This is a genomic window from Vibrio astriarenae, from assembly GCF_010587385.1.
Taxonomy (GTDB): Bacteria; Pseudomonadota; Gammaproteobacteria; order Enterobacterales; family Vibrionaceae; genus Vibrio; species Vibrio astriarenae.
The window spans coordinates 1,494,737-1,512,944 of record NZ_CP047476.1 but is presented as its reverse complement, the minus strand read 5'-3'; the positions used below and the strand labels follow the sequence as shown (position 1 = coordinate 1,512,944).

Genomic DNA, 18,208 nt, shown 5'->3' with positions numbered 1-18,208 from the left:
AAAAGGAGAGCAAAGCGCCTTCACTTCCTGTCAGTTCGCGAAATGATAAATACCTAACACATTGAATTACACAAGATTCCATCAAGTGACTAGCACAAAGTGTTGTTGGTATTTAACCAGTGAGCTCGACTCTACACAGTAACTTCATAAAAGTTCCATAAAACGATCAAAAAGAAGCAAAAAGAAAATATAAAAAATATAAACCCAACAAAGACAATGACTTAAATAAAGATAAAAACTTTGTTCTCTTGGATAATTTAGAAGTCAGTTGACCTGGCGCACAAAGTGCGCGGGACTAAGATCACACTTTTAGATTCATTCTCGAGCCTGATCTCTTTTCTTTCCAACAAATCCGACCACAGAAGAACCCGTCACTGCCTATTTAGCAGGCAGAAAGTGTTGATAAGTTATTCATTTAAAAAAATATAAGTGCCACCAAAGTGTCACAAACTAGCCATGAAACTGTCATGCGCCACCTCTAACTTATGCCCCAACAGCAGAAACAAGTTTGAACTAATCGTCATTATTGCGGTCGGGTCAAATTTCAAACACTTAAGTTAGTTCGAGCAAGCAAGCTCACATTTAAAAAAGGTAAATGACAATGAAAACTTCAGCAGTGGCAAGCGCACTACTACTAGCACTAGCTTCTACTTCTACAGTAGCGGCAACGGTATACAGCAACGATGGTACTGAGCTATCTATCGGAGGTCGTGCTGAATTCCGTGGTGACTTCACGGACGCAGTAGAGGGTTCGATGGAAGATAACTCTCGTGCTCGCCTAAATGTTAAAGGTTCAAGCGAAATCACTTCAGGTTTAACTGCATTCGCTTTCTACGAAGCTGAGCACAAAACTGGTGATAAGCAATTCTCAAACCGCTACCTATATGCTGGTCTTGACACTGAAGTCGGTGCTTTCTCAGCAGGTCGCCAAGATATGGCAGCAGTTATCGTATCTGACATGACAGATATCACTGAGTTCTCTGGCCTACAACAATACACAGACGCTTCTTCTGATAAAACTAACAGTGTATTTGCTTACCGTGGTTCATTCGATGCAGTACAAGTTGAAGCGACTTACTCTGCAGCCGAAGGTAAGGATGAAGATCTATACTCTATCGCAGGTATGTACTCTGCACCATTCGGTCTAGATGTAGCACTTTCTTACTCAGCAGACGCTGGTGACGAGACTCAATTCCTTGGTGGTCTTGGCTACACATTCGAAAACCTATACGTTGCTGGTACGTTCTCTGTAGGTGACGTTGACAACAACACTGAATTCACAGCATACGAACTTTCTGCTGCGTACAAGCTAACTTCTGAGTTCTCAGTTGCACTTAACTACGGCTACGCAGAAGAAGATGAGAAAGGCGCTGGTAAAACAGATACTGTTGACCAGTTCGAAGTAGCTGGCTACTACAAGTTCAACAGCAACTTCCGCACTTACGTATCATACCTAGCTCAACAACTTAAAGATGAAGACGATGTTGTTCGCCTAGGTGTACGTTACGACTTCTAATCAGTCCTAACACACAACATAACTAATTATCCCATTCAAAGGTCGAGCTCAACTCGACCTTTTTTCTTTACTCCCCTTTTACCTTTTTCTAAATATTTGAAAGAAAAACTCCCGCCCCTCTTTCCTATACTCTAACTAACTCATTCAAAAAGGGACGTCACCATGACACAGCCAATCAAAATCACTCTTTATCGCTGGGCAGGAAGCTGGGGACCATTCAAGGTCAATATCCCATGTGGTGAGTGCACTTTAACCAAAGACATTCTGCAAGATACTTTCGCAACAGAGCTAGAGGGTATCCCTGTCGAGCTAGAGACAAAAGATTGGTTATCTCATTGGTGGGAGCCGCTAAAAGCGGGTGGCTGGCATGCGCCAATTATCATGGTGGAAGGAAAAATTATCAGCCAAGGTGAAGCACTAAACCGTGGTGTGTTGGTGCAATCCGTGATAACAGAATGGACAAAACGTGATGAGATTAAAGGTAATGTGGTGTTCGGTAAAGCGACTTGCCCTTACTGTGTCAAAGCGAAAAAAGCGCTCGATGAGGCCGGAATTGACTACACCTATCACGATGTGGTGAAAGACAGTGCTGCCTTGTTCCGGATGATTCCTGAAGTAAAAGCAATTATCGGTGAGAAAACGCCCGTCACCGTCCCTCAAATTTGGCTGGATGGCCAATATGTAGGGGGATTTGATAATTTGGAAAAGTACTTAGAGTCACATCAAAGCCAAACGCCTCGAGATAACATTGTCAGCCTTGATTCAAGAGCCAGCTAATAATCAAAAGCCTGACATCCAAGATCACAATACCTGAGCAATCGGGTATTTTTTTTGCTGATTGTTGAGATAAATATCAAATTTGGTGTCCTATACTGAGCTTAAAGGGACTTATTGAGGCAAGGTATTGGTGAAAAATAATAACAAAAACCAATCCTTAGAGAGCCTATCTGTCTTGGTCGTGGATGACTGCAGCACAACACTATTGCTGTTCAAACAACAACTCAAACAGATCGGTGTCGCTAAGGTTAATGTAGTGACAAACTATCAAGACGCGCTGCAGTCAGTGGGCGCACATCGCTACGATGTCATCATTCTCGACTATCATCTCGATAGAACGGTTACGGGGAGCCAACTCGCAAGCCTATTTTATCGGCGTAAGTTGATTAGTCGTAGCACTGGCTTATTGTTGGTCTCTGGTGACACAAGTCAAGAAGCGGTATTAACGGGTCTTTCTGGTCATGTGCCGCACTTTATGAAGAAGCCATTTCAGGCAAGTGATTTAGCCAAACGTTTAGTACAAGTGTATTTGGACCAATCCGCATTGCGTAAACTCGAGGACAAACTCTCTTTAATCGAGAGCTTTGATGAACGAGGCTTAGTTCATATCGTCACAAAAGCACCGACAGCCATTCTCGCAGAATCCTACGTTTTGCAAACTCTCGTCAGACAAAAACGTTGGGACTGTCTTAAACAGTGGTTATCCCACTCTCCTACACCTGTCCATGTGCAAAAACTGATTGCACAAGCACACTTACAAGCACAACAGGGCGACAAAGATCGCGCATTGCATGCTGTAGAGGACTACATTCGGGATAACCCTTTAGCGATCCACGCAATGGATTTAGCCACACAGTTCTATATTGAAGCCGATAACAATCACGAGGCCTTTCATTACGCTCATCTCGCGTTTAGAAAAACGCCCAGTATCAGTGCAAGAGCCATCACTGCCGCCCGTTTGGCGACCGAACTGCATAAATGGGATAAGCTACTAGAAATTGGGCGCGCCTATGCGAGCTCGCTTTCTGTTGCTGATGTCACCTGGATCAGCTCTATGTTGGTTTATGGCAAGTGTTTGCAAAGAGCGCTTACGAAAATACTGGCCGCGTCAAAGCGCGATGGCTTTGTCCTCTCGATACAAGAAATCTTTGATATCACCTACCAACGTCTGTCAAGCAGCCAATGTCGCTCGATGGATCTCTATAAACAACTCTTTTTAATCGGAGTGAGAAAAGAGCAACAACGACACAGAGAAGCAAAACTCATCCTCATCAAGACAGTGCTGCCTTACATTGATGACGTCGCCACCATCCCTACTTGCCTCTTAATTGAATCTTTCTTTCACTTACACTTCTACCAAGAAGCTTGGTTTGCTGAAAAAGTGGCCGATGAAATAGCGAAACGCAACATGTTTGATGAAGAAACCGAGGAGTTGCTGGGCGAATACCATCGCTACCGAGGTTTAGAAACAGAGCCAACCCCACAAGAGAACCGATTGAGTTCAATTGTCATCAGCTAAAAAAAGAAAACCCCAAGCACCTTTCGGAGCTCGGGGTTAGAATCCTTTTCATTTTGAAAGAAAAGTCAGCGATACCGTCCGCTTTTCGTTACTTTCTTTCAATTTGCTATCAATTACTTAGCAACTTTTTTGATCATGCGCTTCAGAAATGATGCTTTCTTCGCTTTGACTTTACCCGTCATCGCGTCTTCCATCATCTGTTTTGCAACTAGTTGACCCAAGTATGCTGAACCTAAATCGTTGTGACCCATCATGGCAGTGCCCTCTCGCAAAAATGTAATTAACTTTCAAAACTGTGATTATAATAACCTACTCACGGACAAAAACAAGACTTAAATCACACTTTTATCGGCTTTATTTCATTCTCACTTCTGCATTTCACACATTGTGTAATTAATTTTCACAACCATCAACCGTAGAGAACAGGCATTCCAGCGTAAGCGTATGTTTTAGTTATAAAAAAGAAGGCAAACATGCCTTCTAATTTAAGTACAATAATTTGTATTATCGTTAGCTACGCTTCGGCTGACGGTAAGTTTTGCCGGCGAGCTGATAGATATCTTTGGTTTTTATATCGAAGTGGCTTTCAAAGAACCACGCAACGAAGCGAACGATATCCTCGCCTTCGTTCATCACATGCTCGACAAACTCTTCTTCATTGCCCTCTGCATTTTCTTGCATGGTCACATGGTAAATACGCTTCTCACCTTCCACTTCAGCCAGTGCAAATTGGCCAGTTAATGCCTGTGCAGCCGATGAAATATCGTCATCTTCTGTCTCTTTAAGCGCAGCGAGTGCAGCTGGAAGATCGGCTAGTGTGCAAAGATGTTTGATCAGTGCTTCAAATTCGTTGTGCTGCATAACTACTCCAGAATTTCCCACGAGTGGGTCATTTCGACGCCTTCCCCTAGCATCAAACAAACAGAGCAGTATTTCTCTAGCGAATCTGCTGCTACTTTTGCAACAATAGCGGGATCTAGGTTGTCGCCCTTTACCGCAAAGTGAATGTTTACTTTGGTGAAAATACGTGGCGCTGTTTCACGGCGCTCTGTGCTTAGGCTTGCGACACACTCAGTCACTGCTTGCTTTGCCGTTTTCAGGCCATCAACCACATCAACGGAGCTACATCCGCCTGCCGCCATCAATACCATTTCCATTGGGCTTGGTGCTGTCGCACCGCCATTGCCGTCCATCACAACTGAGTGACCAGACTGCGAATGACCAAGGAACTTGAACTCCTCGATCCACTTTACTTCTGCTTGCATCATTGTTTCTCTTTGCTATTCGACATCAGCAGGGAACACTATTCCCGTCTGCTGGCGAATTTCGGTAATTACTCTTGCCACTTCCAGTGAACGGGTTTGGCAGTGCTCGTCAATAAACTGCTCATTCACTTGCCTTGCAAACTGGATGGCTTCGTAAAGCATCGGATTTTTATCCTGCTCTACGGTTAAATCTTCACGCTTCCCATCACGATTGATTCTTGTCACGCTCTCGCCATACGAGATCATCTCCACTAGCACGCTACCCGCTTCGCCCTGAATCTCACTGGGCAGAGCACTGTTGCTGGTTTTTGAATGGGAAAGAGTCACGTTAAAGTCAGGATAGGACAAAATTACGTTTCCGCTACTATCGACGCCAGAGCCCAGCTTGTGTGCGCTGGCCTGAATACTAACAGGTGCGCCAAATAATTCCACTGCTGCGCCGACGCAGTAAAAACCAATATCCATGATTGAGCCGTTTGAAAAAGCCGGATTAAACGTGTTTGGCTGCTCGCCATCGAGATATTTTTGATAACGTGATGAGTATTGGCAATAGCTTATGTGGGCCAATCGAATCGCACCAATCTCCTTGATGGCCTGTTGTACCACTTTGAAGTTTGGTGTATGTGGCGACATAAAGGCTTCAAACAGCACAACACTGTTATCCTTTGCCACCTCATACATTTTCTTGGCGAGCGCATAGTTAGACGCCATTGGTTTTTCAACAATGACATGTTTTCCCGCTTGCATCATCTGAATCGCTTGTGGGCCATGCAGAGAGTTCGGACTGGCGATATACACCGCGTCCATAACATCACTCGTGGCTAGACTCGATAGATCATCAAAGTAGTGCTCGACTTGATACTTTTCGCCAAACGCTTGAGCATTTGAAAGATCGCGTGAGTATACTGCTGTAAGGGCATACTCTCCTGTCTTTAAAGCTGCCGCAACAAATTGATCTGTAATCCAGTTGGTCCCTATTACCGCTAAACGAATCATCTCTTGTCCTTTTTAGAGCGTCACTAATACTCGAACCGCCAATCCTATCAATACAATGCCCGTAAGGCGATCAATCAACAGAGCCCTAGCGCGAATTTTCTCAATAAAGAGCGGACTAGAAAGTAAAAGTGTAATCAAGCTGTACCATAAACCATCAACAATCAGAGGTGTAGTCACAATCACAACTTGATTAGACAGTGAATCTGCCATGGCAACAAATTGGCTAAACAGCGCGGTGAAGAACACCATAATCTTGGGACTGAGCAGCGAAATCATCAAACCTTCTTTCGCCGCTTGTTTCAGAGAGGCTTGCTCGCCCTTCTCTAACTTTTCAACCACACCTCCTTTTGAGCGTAAGGAGTTCCAACCCAAGTAGGCGAGGTACAAAGCACCCAGCAAAGTAATACCTTTAAACACGGCTGGTGCTTGGACAAGCAGAACACTCAAGCCTGTAATAGTGATAAAGGCATAAAAGCCAATACCTAAGGCATGTGCCCAAGCGGTCGCTAAGCCATTGGCTCGCCCTCCCGCTAAACTGTGCTTGGCCACCATGGCCAAGCTTGGCCCTGGTGACATCGCACCAAGCAAGCAAACTGTAAATAATGACAACCAAACTGAAAATGTCATCCTAACTATCCTTATTCGTCACTCAGCCCATCTGAAACTGTTCTCAAGGTACAACTTTTTTATTTAACTATGAATTGATAATTCACTGTATTAAATAACAATATTATCAGTTAACTGCAAAGCAATCGTTTTACTTCACATTTTTGCATTGACTCTGATTTATATTTGACCATAATACCGCCCGTTTATCTGTCTTTCAGGCGAACTTTTCATCAAGTAAACGAATCTATTTTGGAGTGTATTTTGGCTTCTGACAACAACTACAGTTTGGGTCCCGTTCCCTCATCCGCACGTAAAGGTGTCGCATCGCTCACCATGGTGATGTTGGGGTTGACGTTCTTCTCAGCAAGCATGTGGACGGGTGGTTCACTCGGTGCAGGACTTAGCTTCAACGATTTCTTCTTAGCCGTACTCATCGGTAACCTTCTTCTCGGTATCTACACTTCTTTTCTTGGCTACATCGGCGCTTCAACTGGCCTCTCAACTCACCTTCTTGCTCGCTTCTCTTTTGGTTCAAAAGGCTCTTGGCTTCCTTCTGCTTTGCTTGGTGGTACTCAAGTCGGCTGGTTTGGTGTGGGCGTTGCCATGTTTGCGATCCCAGTTCATCATGCGACAGGTATCGATACCAACATCTTAATCATCGTATCTGGATTGCTAATGACGGCAACCGTTTACTTCGGTATTGCCGCACTGATGATCCTATCGGCCATCGCCGTTCCTGCGATTGCCACATTGGGTGGCTTCTCTGTATTGCAAGCGGTAGATAGTGTAGGTGGCATTGACGCACTGAAAGCGATTGAGCCACAAGAGCCGCTCGACTTCTCAATTGCGTTAGCTATGGTTGTAGGTTCATTTGTATCAGCGGGTACATTAACCGCTGATTTTGTTCGATTTGGTAAAAAGCCGGCTTCTGCTGTAGCCGTCACCATGATTGCTTTCTTCGTTGGTAACTCTTTAATGTTCATCTTCGGTGCGGCTGGCGCAGCCGTGACGGGTGAATCTGATATTTCACAAGTGATGATTGCCCAAGGCCTTCTAATCCCAGCAATTATCGTGTTGGGCCTCAACATTTGGACGACCAACGACAACGCACTTTACGCTTCAGGTCTTGGCTTCTCCAATATCACAGGGCTACCTAGTAAATATCTGTCCATGGTTAATGGTTTAGTTGGCACACTTTGCGCCCTGTGGCTTTATAACAACTTTGTTGGCTGGCTGACGTTCCTTTCTCTCGCTATTCCGCCAATTGGTGGTGTGATCATCGCTGATTTCTTCATGAACCGAAAACGTTATGCGAATTTTGAAGCGGCACAATTTAAGACTGTTAACTGGGCTGCTATTATTGCGGTAGCACTTGGTGTAGCAGCAGGTCACTTCTTACCAGGCATCGTGCCTCTCAATGCAGTACTTGGCGGCGCTGTAGTTTACCTTGTGCTTAATCCACTACTAAATAAAAATGCGGCTGAAACTCAGACTGCGTAGTAAGGCAAATTAATGTCATCGATGATTATTCAAAACGCACGCCTTCAAGACCGTGAAGGCTTGCACCAAGTTGTGATAGAGCACGGTAAGTTCAGCCAAATTCGCGATAATGACCATGCCATTGACTCTCAAATCGAGGTTATTGATGCTGAAGGTGGCTTAGCTGTTGCACCGTTTTGTGAGCCTCATATTCACCTCGATACCACCCAAACTGCTGGCGAGCCGAACTGGAATATCTCTGGAACACTGTTCGAAGGTATTGAACGTTGGGCAGAACGCAAAGCATTGCTCTCTATCGAAGATGTTAAGCAACGGGCTAAGCAGACGCTAGAGTGGCAGATTGCAAATGGTATCCAGCACGTTCGTACTCATGTCGATGTTTCTGACCCCACTCTCACCGCACTCAAAGCAATGGTGGAAGTGCGTGAAGAGATGAAAGAGTGGGTGGATATTCAAATCGTGGCTTTCCCACAAGAAGGTATTCTCTCTTACCCAAATGGTAAAGCTCTATTGGAAGAAGCGGTGAAGCTTGGTGCTGATGTGGTCGGCGCTATTCCACACTTTGAATTTACACGCGAATATGGCGTTGAATCTTTGCATATTGCTTTCGATATCGCACGCAAGTATGACTGCTTGATCGACGTTCACTGTGATGAAATTGATGATGAACAATCACGCTTTGTTGAGACACTTGCCGCACTCGCGCATAAGTACGAGATGGGTGATAAAGTCACTGCGAGCCACACAACAGCAATGGGCTCTTACAACGGAGCATACGCCTCTCGTTTGTTCCGCTTGCTGAAAATGTCTGGTATCAGTTTTGTAGCTAACCCTTTGGTGAACACTCACTTGCAAGGCCGTTTCGATGACTACCCGAAACGTCGCGGCATCACACGAGTAAAAGAGATGCTAGCGGCCAACATTAACGTCTGCTTTGGTCACGATGATGTCTTTGATCCTTGGTATCCGCTAGGCACTGCGAATATGCTGCAAGTGTTGCATATGGGTCTGCACGTGACTCAAGTGATGGGCTATGACCAAATTAACCAAAGCCTTGCGCTCATCAGTGATAACTCTGCAAAAGCGATGAATCTGCAAGAAAAGCACGGTATCGACGTCGGTAAACCTGGCAACTTGTTGATTTTGCCTGCTGAAAATGGCTTTGATGCCATTCGTCGTCAAGTTCCCGTGCGCTATTCAATTCGTACCGGTAAGGTCATTGCACAGACACAGCCTGCAACAACTCAAATCCACTTAGACTCCGAGAAAACCATCGACTTTCGTCGTTAGTCCTATTTCAAAATAAACAAAGCCGCAGCCTGAGGATTCAAGCTGCGGCTTTTTTGTCGTTTAAGTGTGATGCCTTGAGAGCGTTATTGCAGTTAGAGCCCTATTTTATCGGTATCTCAAACTGCATGAAGAAGTCGCCTTGATGCTTTTCATGCCAACGATAATCAAAGCGCAAACGAGGCTCGCCTGCACTTTTGTCACCCACGCCAAAGCTGAACTGAAGCCCATGACTCAATAACCACTCATCGTAAGACATCTGGTCGACCTCATCTTCTAACTCAGAAGGCATCCAAACACCTAATCCAAAATAGTTATTCGCCAGTCGCTGGGTTAAAAAAGGCTCTGATTGGCCCTTAATGAGCCACTGATCCCAATACGCGGTATCCACCATGTCTAAATTGCTGCTGCTCTCTAATGACATGAGTTCAGCGAACGTCGTCGATACATAGTCGATACTGTCCTGCACAGAAAAACACAGGCCACTGTGATTAACGACCAAAGAGTCGAGGCTACCATTTGTTGACGAGTTATATTTAGGGCTTTCAAATAGATCACAAGCGCGCGCAGAAAGACCGAGCGAGCTAAAACCTAGCACTATCCAAAAAACAGCTTTTCCAGCTGACATACCAACCCCAAAATCAGGCCATCTATCTTGATGGCTCAAAAGACAGAAATTCCAGTCTAAATCAGACAGACGCTGATTAACTTAACAAATATCGCAAAATATTATTGATACTATAGTAATATATCGACTAAAAAGTGACATTCTTTAATAATTTTGTCACTTTTGGCGTAGTAAGATGGCTAACATCCAGATTTTTCTGGAGATTATTACGTATATCAGTGCTGCGAACTTTTACCTTCTCTGGACAAGCAAGCACCGACCAACGAGAAACAATCTCCTCGGCTTTATAGAACTTGGCAAAATTAAACAAGTTATCCGGGCCCAGCACAAAGGTAAATTCATAATCTGGAAAACGTTGAGAAAGTGCCTCCAATACGGCATAGGTAGTGACACTTTCACCTGGCTTATGCAGTTGCTCCTCAATTCGTGAGCGTATCACCTGTGCGTGCCCCAAATCCGCAATAAAAGCATCAACTAATGCACAACGTTGGTCATAAGCGAGCATCGACTTGCCCCAAGCATGTGCAATACTGGGTAGCAGCCAGACCTCATCAAAATGAGTCAGTGAGTCGATAACACTTTTGTGCCCCAGACTTGGCGGGTTAAATGCACTGCCGAAGATAGCCACTTTCTTATTCATTAGAGGATTGTTCACTTATTTAGTCCGTTCTCACCTTATGGACAGATTTTTGCATCTTATACGGCAACAATCCACTGATATGATGTTCACACGTAGGCGCTTGCCCCTATCGCTAGGTGACTTGCGATAGCAACATCGCTTATCATAGTGGCAATACTATTTACCCAGAGAAGACCCTCAACCGGGTGTTCAAGGGTTATCTGCTTGCAAGAATCAAGGGAAGAACCATGGAACAACAGATTCGCGATGAAATGCGTGTTTTGCCTGAAATTGATGTTGATTTTGAGATCACACGCCGCGTTAACTTTATTAAAAGCAAACTGACTGAGTCAGGCTGTAAAGCCGTTGTCTTGGGTATCAGTGGTGGCGTTGACTCAACGACATGTGGTCGTCTTGCTCAACTTGCTGTCAATGAGTTAAACCAAGAACAAGCAACGGATGCTTACCAATTCATTGCCGTACGCCTACCTTACGGTGAACAAAAAGACGAAGACGAAGCACAGCTTGCACTGAGCTTTATTCAGCCGACTCACTCAGTATCAGTCAACATCAAACAAGGTGTCGATGGCATTCACGCTGCAACCAACACAGCGCTAGAGGGAACAGGCCTTGTTCCTCAAGACCCTGCGAAAATTGACTTTGTAAAAGGCAATGTAAAGGCTCGTGCTCGCATGGTGGCGCAGTATGAAATCGCTGGCTACGTGGGTGGATTAGTTTTGGGTACTGATCACTCGGCGGAAAACATTACGGGTTTCTACACTAAGTTTGGTGATGGTGCCTGTGATCTTGCACCGCTATTTGGCCTGAGCAAACGTCAAGTGCGTCAACTTGCCGCCAAGCTGGGCGCACCAGAACTGCTCGTCAAGAAGACACCAACCGCTGACTTAGAAGAGCTAGCACCCCAAAAAGCGGATGAAGATGCACTGAACCTAAGCTACGACCAGATCGATGACTTCCTTGAAGGCAAGCCTGTTGATGAAGAGGCAAAAGCGGCATTGATTCGTATCTACCAAGTTACCCAGCATAAACGCCAGCCTATTCCGACGATCTACGACTAGGTCGCTAGATGCTATGCATTAATTTAACCATTTAATGCGTTCTTTAAGCCTGCTTCTAACTAGAAATCAGAAGCGGGCTTCATTACACCTGGGTCTCGCTAGACAACTTTTTTCACCCAATTCGCAACAAGCTTTAGCCATGCCTGATGAGCTTATAACCCTAAGCATGCTTGCGCTCCATAATCGTCATACCACCCATCTGTTTTAGTTCCTGTCTTTGGCTTGGGCCTAACGGTGATTTCGTTTAGACTTACCCTCACCAAAGCTCATCATTTTACTGTTATGTACTCCACAACCTCTTGCTTTCACGCCTTTAACCAGCCGGCGGACCACATCACTCTCCCTGAAAGGTTTACCTTTCCTTTTTTCTATCAGCCGCATGAAATTGCAGTGATGGCAGCAAAAGAAGTAATGAACCAGTTGGAGCATATCGGCGATTCTTTTCAAGTTAGCTATCCACCTCAGGTAAATTGTGCATCAAACACAAGCCAGCAACACGATCACACCTTTGAAGCTAAGCAAGGTAGCGGCAAAATGTTTGGAGTGCTCGTTGTTAAGGACGCCAGTGGTCAGCTTGGCTACTTGAAAGCCTTCTCTGGCAAGATTAATGACAGCAACCACCACCAAGGTTTCGTCCCGCCTGTTTTTGATATGTTGAAGAATGATGGCTACTTTCGCAGTGAAATGGAGCGAATTAACACCGTAAGCAGTGATCTCAAAGTAGCCCAAAGCGATATTGCGATACCCGAGCTGTCTCAGCAGCTTCAGCAGTTACAACAACACGCTCAGCAAGAAGTAGAAACACTGAGACTTGAGACGGTGAAACGAAGAGCCGACCGCAAATCTCGCCGAGAAGAAGCCAACCAGTTGCCCACGGTTGAGCGAGAGAAAGAGCTCGAGATACTCGGTACTGAGAGTGTGGCTGATAAAAACCAGCTCAAGCACTTAAAAAACCATTGGCAATCGCAAATAGAGTCAGTGCAGCAACTTTTAGACGCCAAACTCAATGAGGTTGAACGCTTAAAACAATTACGCGCCAACCTCTCCCATCAACTTCAACATAAGCTATTCAAAAGTTACCGCTTTCTAAATGCCAATCGCGAGTCGAAGGATCTGATCGAGATATTTGCAAACACGACCTCACCTGTCCCACCGGCAGGTTCAGGAGAGTGCGCAGCACCTAAGCTACTGCAATATGCCTATGCAAACCAATTACAGCCTATCGCATTAGCGGAGTTCTGGTGGGGGATATCTCCGAAGTCTGAAATACGTAAGCATAAGCAATACTATCCAGCGTGTCAGAGTAAGTGCCAACCGATCCTAGGCCACATGCTACAAGGCTTGAGCGTGGATGAAAATCCTCTACTCATCAACCCGGCACAAAATAAACCACTAGAGCTCTTATACCAAGATGATGCCATTGTTGTGGTCAACAAGCCGGCCAATTTCTTATCTGTGCCTGGACGCCATATCAAAGACTCAGCATTGACTCGCCTTGAAGCCGATTTTCCTGATTGCGAGGGGCCTTTTGTTATACATCGACTCGATATGGCGACCTCTGGCATCTTAGTGTTTGCTCTTACACGCAGAGCGAATAAGAGCCTACAAAAACAGTTTATTTCGCGAAGTGTCAAAAAGCGCTATGTAGCAAAACTGGCGCGCAAAGACATCGCAGCCACTGGTAAGATTGACCTACCAATGCGCGGAGATCCCTACGATCGCCCAAGACAGTTGGTGTGTCATGAGCACGGAAAAAGTGCACTTACAACTTGGCAGGTCAAAACACAAGATGAGTCTGGCACGACACTGTACTTACACCCGCACACTGGCAGAACACATCAACTGCGAGTGCATTGTGCTCATCACGAGGGTTTAGATAGCCCAATTATTGGAGACACTCTCTATGGTGAGCCTGAGAAGCGACTCTATCTGCATGCTGAAAGCTTGTGTTTCAAGCATCCATACACAAATGAAACGTTACAATTTCAAGTGGATGCCGAGTTTTAGTCCTTGGTGAGTCCAGCATGATTATGAGACAATCATCACGGTATTGACTTAGGTGATGATGATGAAGTTTAAAGCAGCCATTTTTGATATGGATGGGCTATTGCTCGATACAGAGCAGGTCTGTATGAAAATATTTGAGCAAGCCTGCGACACCGTAGGCGCACCATTCTTAAAAGACACGTATTTATCGATTATTGGCTGCAACGCCCAGCGTATAAACCAAATTCTAACCGACGGCTATGCGCCGTATATGGATTATCAGATCATTCATAACGAGTGGCGCAAACGCTACAATGCAGTTGTTTTGCATGAAGCCATTCCTGTTCGTCATGGTGTCATTGATATGCTGGATTGGTTGAAGTACCACAAAATTCCATGCGCTGTTGCCACTTCGACTCAAAAAGATGTGGCGCAAGTGAAGCTCAAACTGGCGGGGCTTGATCACTACTTTGACAACATCACAACGGGATGCGAAGTCACCAACAGTAAGCCAGCACCTGAAATCTATGAACTTGCTGCGCAACGTCTCGATATCCACCCACATGATTGCCTTGCGTTTGAAGACTCTAACAATGGGGTAAAAGCTGCTGTCGCTGCGGGTATGGAAACCTTTCAGATCCCTGACTTAGTTCAACCTTCGAGTGACGTCATCGAGTTAGGCCACGCCATATTACCGACAATGAATGACGTACTCATTCACCTACAAAAGAAAGTCGCTTGATAAAAAAGAGGTTGAACGCAGATGTCCTTCAACCTTTTCCTTTCAACCTTCTACTTAAACTCATAAGTGTAAGAAAAGCCGACAAAATCACGCTTACCAAAATCATCATCGCTATACACCCCAAAGGTATTCAATGATTGATTGTCTGAGATTTTGTAACTTACGCCACCACCTAACCAGTAGCCACTATAGTCGTCTGAGCCTTTGTTCGCTCCACCAAAACCCATCATTGACCATTTATCGCTTAATGGGCGAAGGCCAAACATGCCAAGATATCCACCATGAGACGTTTTTGGCGCTAGTACATAGTCCTCAAGAAGATCGTCACCGCTCTCTTGATACTCAAAAAACTCACCGTCATTGTAGCTGTAGCCCGCCATGGGAAAGAGCTGAATACCGAACGGTTCAATATCAAAGTGACTCAGTGGAACAAAGGTGCCGATGCTGTAATTGTTTCGATAAGCACCGTCATCATAGTCGTTGCGACTAAAGTTGAAGTTAACGATACCAAGAGGAAGTAGCCAAGAGCCACCAACACGCCACTCATCGCCATCAGTGCTTACTCGGCCGTTGATCATACGCGCATCATCGAGACCAATAGAGCCAGATACTCGCCAAGCATCATCCGAATAACTGACGCCAGCCTTAGTTACAATTTTGGTTGGGTCTTCATGGTGTTTCTCCTCTGAAAACACAGACGCTGGCGCCAGCAAGGAGATGAGAGAAATTAAGATGGTGCTTTTTTGTAAATTAAGTGTCATACGAAAACATTCTGTTATTTAGCCAATGAATCACTCCGCTCGACACGTTAGCTTATTGTGACAATTGAAAATAAAATCCATCTCGTAACCACATTTTCGCAACCCAAGCTTATCAAATTTGACTATTCCAGTTAGAATATTCGTTATTCCATATAGCAGATTAAAAGATCACCAGAACGATTTGACATATTCATTTCGTTACATGTTTGATAGGTATATATGCAAGATCTCAATGCTCTCCATGTGTTTGTCGCGCTATTCGACACAAAATCTACGCAAAAAGCAGCGAAAAAGCTTGGTCGCTCTCAGTCTTATGTATCAAAAACACTGGCCCAATTACGAGAAGAGCTTGCCGATCCACTGTTTATTCGCAGTAGAAATGGCCTTATCCCGACGAGTTATGCCTCATCCATCGAACGCAAACTACGAGGCGCTCTCGAACAGGTTTCGATTTCGCTTGAGCCGGAAGACTTCAACCCTCGCAATATCGAGCGCATATGCATCCATATGGTCGAGCCTTACATTGTTCACATTGGTAAGAAGCTCATCGATAGAATTCGCCAAGAAACAGATGCGATGATTATCCTTAGGCACTGGACAAGAAACAGTGAGCAGTTACTTCTTGACGAAGATGTCGACATCGGCCTGCATATCCTCAGTGACAAGCCACAAGACTTTTATCAGAAGAAATTGCACTCAAGTGCAGGCTATTTGAGAGGCAACAGTGACGGTGAATATGTAAAATTCATTGTTGCTGGGGTCAATGAGTATAAAAATTTCTACCACCACTTACTTCCAGATACAGAAGCAAATATCATTATTGATAATCACGCACTGATGGAGCAGTTAATGGATAACTACTGCACTCTCTCCTATTACCCCATGGAAGAGCCAGATCCTAGATTCAAGATCAACATTGATGCTGCGTTAATCACCAAATCGACTCGTCGCTATTCCCATAAAATTCAGTGGATTTCAAAGCTGATTACAGAGCTCGTTGATGATTTTCTGGAGTCGAAAAAGCCGCTTTATCCACCGGTTCCAGAAAACTAAAAAACCAGAACTAAAAAAGAGAAGCCTAGGCTTCTCTTTTTTATAAATCACACTGTTAAAGCGCTGATAGATATGCTTTGTAAGATTTCAATCGAACGGTTGCGCCACCGATAATATCCATAAAGCCCAGTGCTGGATGAGGTTTAGCGGCTGAAACCCAACCAGAGCCTGTTGCACCGATAGGTACGATATAGTCCTCTGGCTCTTCGAATTCGATGATCACAGTACGGCCGTGTGACCCCATGTTATTACCAACATGTTGACGCACATGCTGGGTACCATTCATCACAGAGACTCGAGCTTCACCAGTACCCGCTGTCACACTGTGAACGCGGCCACGGAAAATCTCCCCCGGGTATGCGTCAACATAAAACTCAGCAAATTGACCGACTTTGATGCCTTTGTAGCTTTGGTCAGCGATACGCATTTCAACAAACTTCTTGCTCGTATCATACAGATGCATGTTACCTACACGCGTTCCGTCTGTAATATTCGCAATCGACATCTGCCCATCAAATGGTGCGCGGATTTCACGGCGCTCGTTTTGCCAGTTTGCCGTTGCTATTTGTGCTTCAATGGATTTGATTTGCGCGTTAGCCGAAGCAATTTTAGCGATGTGTGAATCAATGCGAGTACGAATATCGTCACGCTCTTGCTCTTGCGCGTAATCGTTCAAACGCTCGAGACGACTCAGCGTCTTTTTGTCATTTGAGATTTGGTGGTTCACCGCTAAAATTTCGGCTTCCGCCGCAGCACGCTGCGCCTCTAAACCACGGATTTGCGAATCGGTGTCTACATCTTTCAGCGTGTAGATCAAGTCACCCTTTTTCACCTGTTGGTTATGAGTCACATAGACGCGGTCAACTTCTTGACCAAGTAAAGGACTCAGTACCGCGTGTGGCGCCTTGACTGTTGTGCTGTCGGTCAAATCAGCAGGAGACCAGAAACGGTGCGCCGTAAACAGCATAAAGGCAAGGAAGAAACCAGAACCAATCATAATTGTGGCGTTTTTTAACGTCCAACGAACAAGGCCTGACTTAACCAGTAACCAGCAAATTAGGATATATGGCAGCATAATCTCTTTCATGTGATTACTCCTCTGTTACTGTTTTTGTTGTCGACTTGGTATCATTACTCTCTGGGTTTACCCCCTTACGAATAATGTTGGAGATGCTATCTGCGAGCACATCCCAGCGTGCAAACGCAATGATGATAGCCAGAACCCACCACGCTTTATTGATAAACAAACCACACAAAGAGAGGGCGAAAACAATTTGAGTATGTGCAGATGACATTTCGTGAGCTTTGTGTACCGCGACTTCATGCAACTGCCAGAGTAGGTAAACAATATAAACCACAATGGCAACGGTGACGAAGAACACAAAACCCATAAAGATTTCTGAGTCTAAAAGACGAAGAATCGTTGGGTAACCATTTGAGAAATACTCTGCCGGTAGGTCTTTACCGTGAATCTTACCCAACTTCGCAAGCAGCAAAGATGAGCCAACCAATGTACCAATCACGACCACTGCTTTAACAATAAACAGAATGATTGACTTAATCATCCCTAGAAAACTGAACTTACCTTCATCCCCTGAAGATTCGCCTTTTCTATTTTCAGACATGATGCGTTTCACCTTATTAATTAATACTGAATAATATTACCCATATGGGTAAGTAAAAATGGAATAATAAATATTCCAAATACGCTTTCTCTTTATATTTATCCGCAATCGCATTCACGCCAAGAATATGCACCAGTCACACCAACACGTTGGCAATTGAGCTTTGACCTAATAATCATGCACTTATCAATTGTGATTTGAATTAGCCTTATAAGAAGCAGGCTTATTTTACTTGATGGGAATACC

19 protein-coding genes are annotated in these 18,208 nt (G+C 44.8%); 9 read left to right on the top strand and 10 right to left on the bottom strand.

Features of this window, described 5'->3' with window-relative positions; all coding sequences use genetic code 11:
• The first annotated feature begins 601 nt into the window (after positions 1-601).
• The 3 genes from GT360_RS20960 (at position 602) to GT360_RS20950 (ending at position 3,812) form a co-directional block, all read left to right on the top strand.
• Positions 602-1,516: a porin gene (locus tag GT360_RS20960; protein ID WP_164650869.1), complete on the top strand. Its 915-nt coding sequence runs from the start codon at positions 602-604 to the stop codon at positions 1,514-1,516.
• 162 nt (positions 1,517-1,678) lie between these two features.
• Positions 1,679-2,293 (top strand): glutaredoxin family protein, encoded by a 615-nt coding sequence (locus GT360_RS20955; RefSeq protein ID WP_164650867.1) that lies wholly within the window; start codon positions 1,679-1,681, stop codon positions 2,291-2,293.
• Between the two features lie 130 nt (positions 2,294-2,423).
• Positions 2,424-3,812, top strand: coding sequence for a response regulator (locus GT360_RS20950; protein WP_164650865.1), 1,389 nt, complete (start codon positions 2,424-2,426; stop codon positions 3,810-3,812).
• 113 nt (positions 3,813-3,925) lie between these two features.
• Here the strand turns inward: GT360_RS20950 and GT360_RS20945 are convergent, their stop codons facing one another.
• From GT360_RS20945 to GT360_RS20925, 5 genes are all read right to left on the bottom strand, one after another.
• Entirely contained in the window at positions 3,926-4,066 is a 141-nt protein-coding gene (locus GT360_RS20945) for a hypothetical protein (RefSeq protein ID WP_164649681.1), read from the bottom strand.
• 256 nt (positions 4,067-4,322) lie between these two features.
• Positions 4,323-4,673 carry a hypothetical protein gene (locus tag GT360_RS20940; protein WP_164650864.1) on the bottom strand — a complete coding sequence of 117 codons (351 nt, stop codon included), beginning with the start codon at positions 4,671-4,673 and terminating at the stop codon, positions 4,323-4,325.
• A gap of 2 nt (positions 4,674-4,675) precedes the next feature.
• On the bottom strand, positions 4,676-5,077 hold the full coding sequence (locus GT360_RS20935; RefSeq protein WP_164651198.1) for an OsmC family protein: 402 nt from the start codon (positions 5,075-5,077) through the stop codon (positions 4,676-4,678).
• A 15-nt stretch (positions 5,078-5,092) separates the two neighbouring features.
• A complete protein-coding gene (locus GT360_RS20930) occupies positions 5,093-6,073 on the bottom strand; it encodes a Gfo/Idh/MocA family protein (protein ID WP_164650863.1) in 981 nt (326 codons plus the stop codon).
• Between the two features lie 12 nt (positions 6,074-6,085).
• Positions 6,086-6,700, bottom strand: a complete 615-nt coding sequence (locus GT360_RS20925; RefSeq protein ID WP_164650862.1) for a LysE family translocator — start codon at positions 6,698-6,700, stop codon at positions 6,086-6,088.
• A 243-nt stretch (positions 6,701-6,943) separates the two neighbouring features.
• Here GT360_RS20925 and codB point away from each other — a divergent pair, with 243 nt between their 5' ends.
• Together codB and GT360_RS20915 are read left to right on the top strand one after the other, a co-directional pair.
• On the top strand, positions 6,944-8,182 hold the full coding sequence (gene codB, locus GT360_RS20920) for a cytosine permease (RefSeq protein ID WP_164650861.1): 1,239 nt from the start codon (positions 6,944-6,946) through the stop codon (positions 8,180-8,182).
• A gap of 12 nt (positions 8,183-8,194) precedes the next feature.
• Positions 8,195-9,472 (top strand): cytosine deaminase, encoded by a 1,278-nt coding sequence (locus tag GT360_RS20915; protein ID WP_164650860.1) that lies wholly within the window; start codon positions 8,195-8,197, stop codon positions 9,470-9,472.
• 100 nt (positions 9,473-9,572) lie between these two features.
• Here GT360_RS20915 and GT360_RS20910 read toward each other — a convergent pair whose 3' ends face one another.
• Both GT360_RS20910 and GT360_RS20905 read right to left on the bottom strand, forming a co-directional pair.
• Positions 9,573-10,097: a hypothetical protein gene (locus GT360_RS20910; RefSeq protein WP_164650859.1), complete on the bottom strand. Its 525-nt coding sequence runs from the start codon at positions 10,095-10,097 to the stop codon at positions 9,573-9,575.
• A gap of 127 nt (positions 10,098-10,224) precedes the next feature.
• Positions 10,225-10,737, bottom strand: coding sequence for a nicotinate-nicotinamide nucleotide adenylyltransferase (locus tag GT360_RS20905; protein WP_164651197.1), 513 nt, complete (start codon positions 10,735-10,737; stop codon positions 10,225-10,227).
• A gap of 227 nt (positions 10,738-10,964) precedes the next feature.
• Here GT360_RS20905 and nadE point away from each other — a divergent pair, with 227 nt between their 5' ends.
• The 3 genes from nadE (at position 10,965) to GT360_RS20890 (ending at position 14,523) form a co-directional block, all read left to right on the top strand.
• Positions 10,965-11,795 (top strand): ammonia-dependent NAD(+) synthetase, encoded by an 831-nt coding sequence (nadE, locus tag GT360_RS20900; RefSeq protein ID WP_164650858.1) that lies wholly within the window; start codon positions 10,965-10,967, stop codon positions 11,793-11,795.
• A 282-nt stretch (positions 11,796-12,077) separates the two neighbouring features.
• Positions 12,078-13,802, top strand: a complete 1,725-nt coding sequence (locus GT360_RS20895) for an RluA family pseudouridine synthase (RefSeq protein ID WP_164651196.1) — start codon at positions 12,078-12,080, stop codon at positions 13,800-13,802.
• Positions 13,803-13,863: 61 nt separating this feature from the next.
• Positions 13,864-14,523, top strand: a complete 660-nt coding sequence (locus tag GT360_RS20890) for an HAD family hydrolase (protein WP_164651195.1) — start codon at positions 13,864-13,866, stop codon at positions 14,521-14,523.
• Positions 14,524-14,573: 50 nt separating this feature from the next.
• On the opposite strand, the gene GT360_RS20885 is transcribed toward GT360_RS20890, so the two are convergent.
• On the bottom strand, positions 14,574-15,284 hold the full coding sequence (locus GT360_RS20885) for a hypothetical protein (RefSeq protein ID WP_239502661.1): 711 nt from the start codon (positions 15,282-15,284) through the stop codon (positions 14,574-14,576).
• A gap of 219 nt (positions 15,285-15,503) precedes the next feature.
• On the opposite strand from GT360_RS20885, the gene GT360_RS20880 reads away from it, so the two are divergent.
• On the top strand, positions 15,504-16,337 hold the full coding sequence (locus GT360_RS20880; protein ID WP_164650857.1) for a LysR family transcriptional regulator: 834 nt from the start codon (positions 15,504-15,506) through the stop codon (positions 16,335-16,337).
• A gap of 55 nt (positions 16,338-16,392) precedes the next feature.
• Here GT360_RS20880 and GT360_RS20875 read toward each other — a convergent pair whose 3' ends face one another.
• A complete protein-coding gene (locus tag GT360_RS20875) occupies positions 16,393-17,424 on the bottom strand; it encodes an HlyD family secretion protein (protein ID WP_164650856.1) in 1,032 nt (343 codons plus the stop codon).
• A gap of 4 nt (positions 17,425-17,428) precedes the next feature.
• Positions 17,429-17,902: a magnesium transporter gene (locus GT360_RS20870; RefSeq protein ID WP_239502703.1), complete on the bottom strand. Its 474-nt coding sequence runs from the start codon at positions 17,900-17,902 to the stop codon at positions 17,429-17,431.
• Between the last annotated feature and the right edge of the window lie 306 nt (positions 17,903-18,208).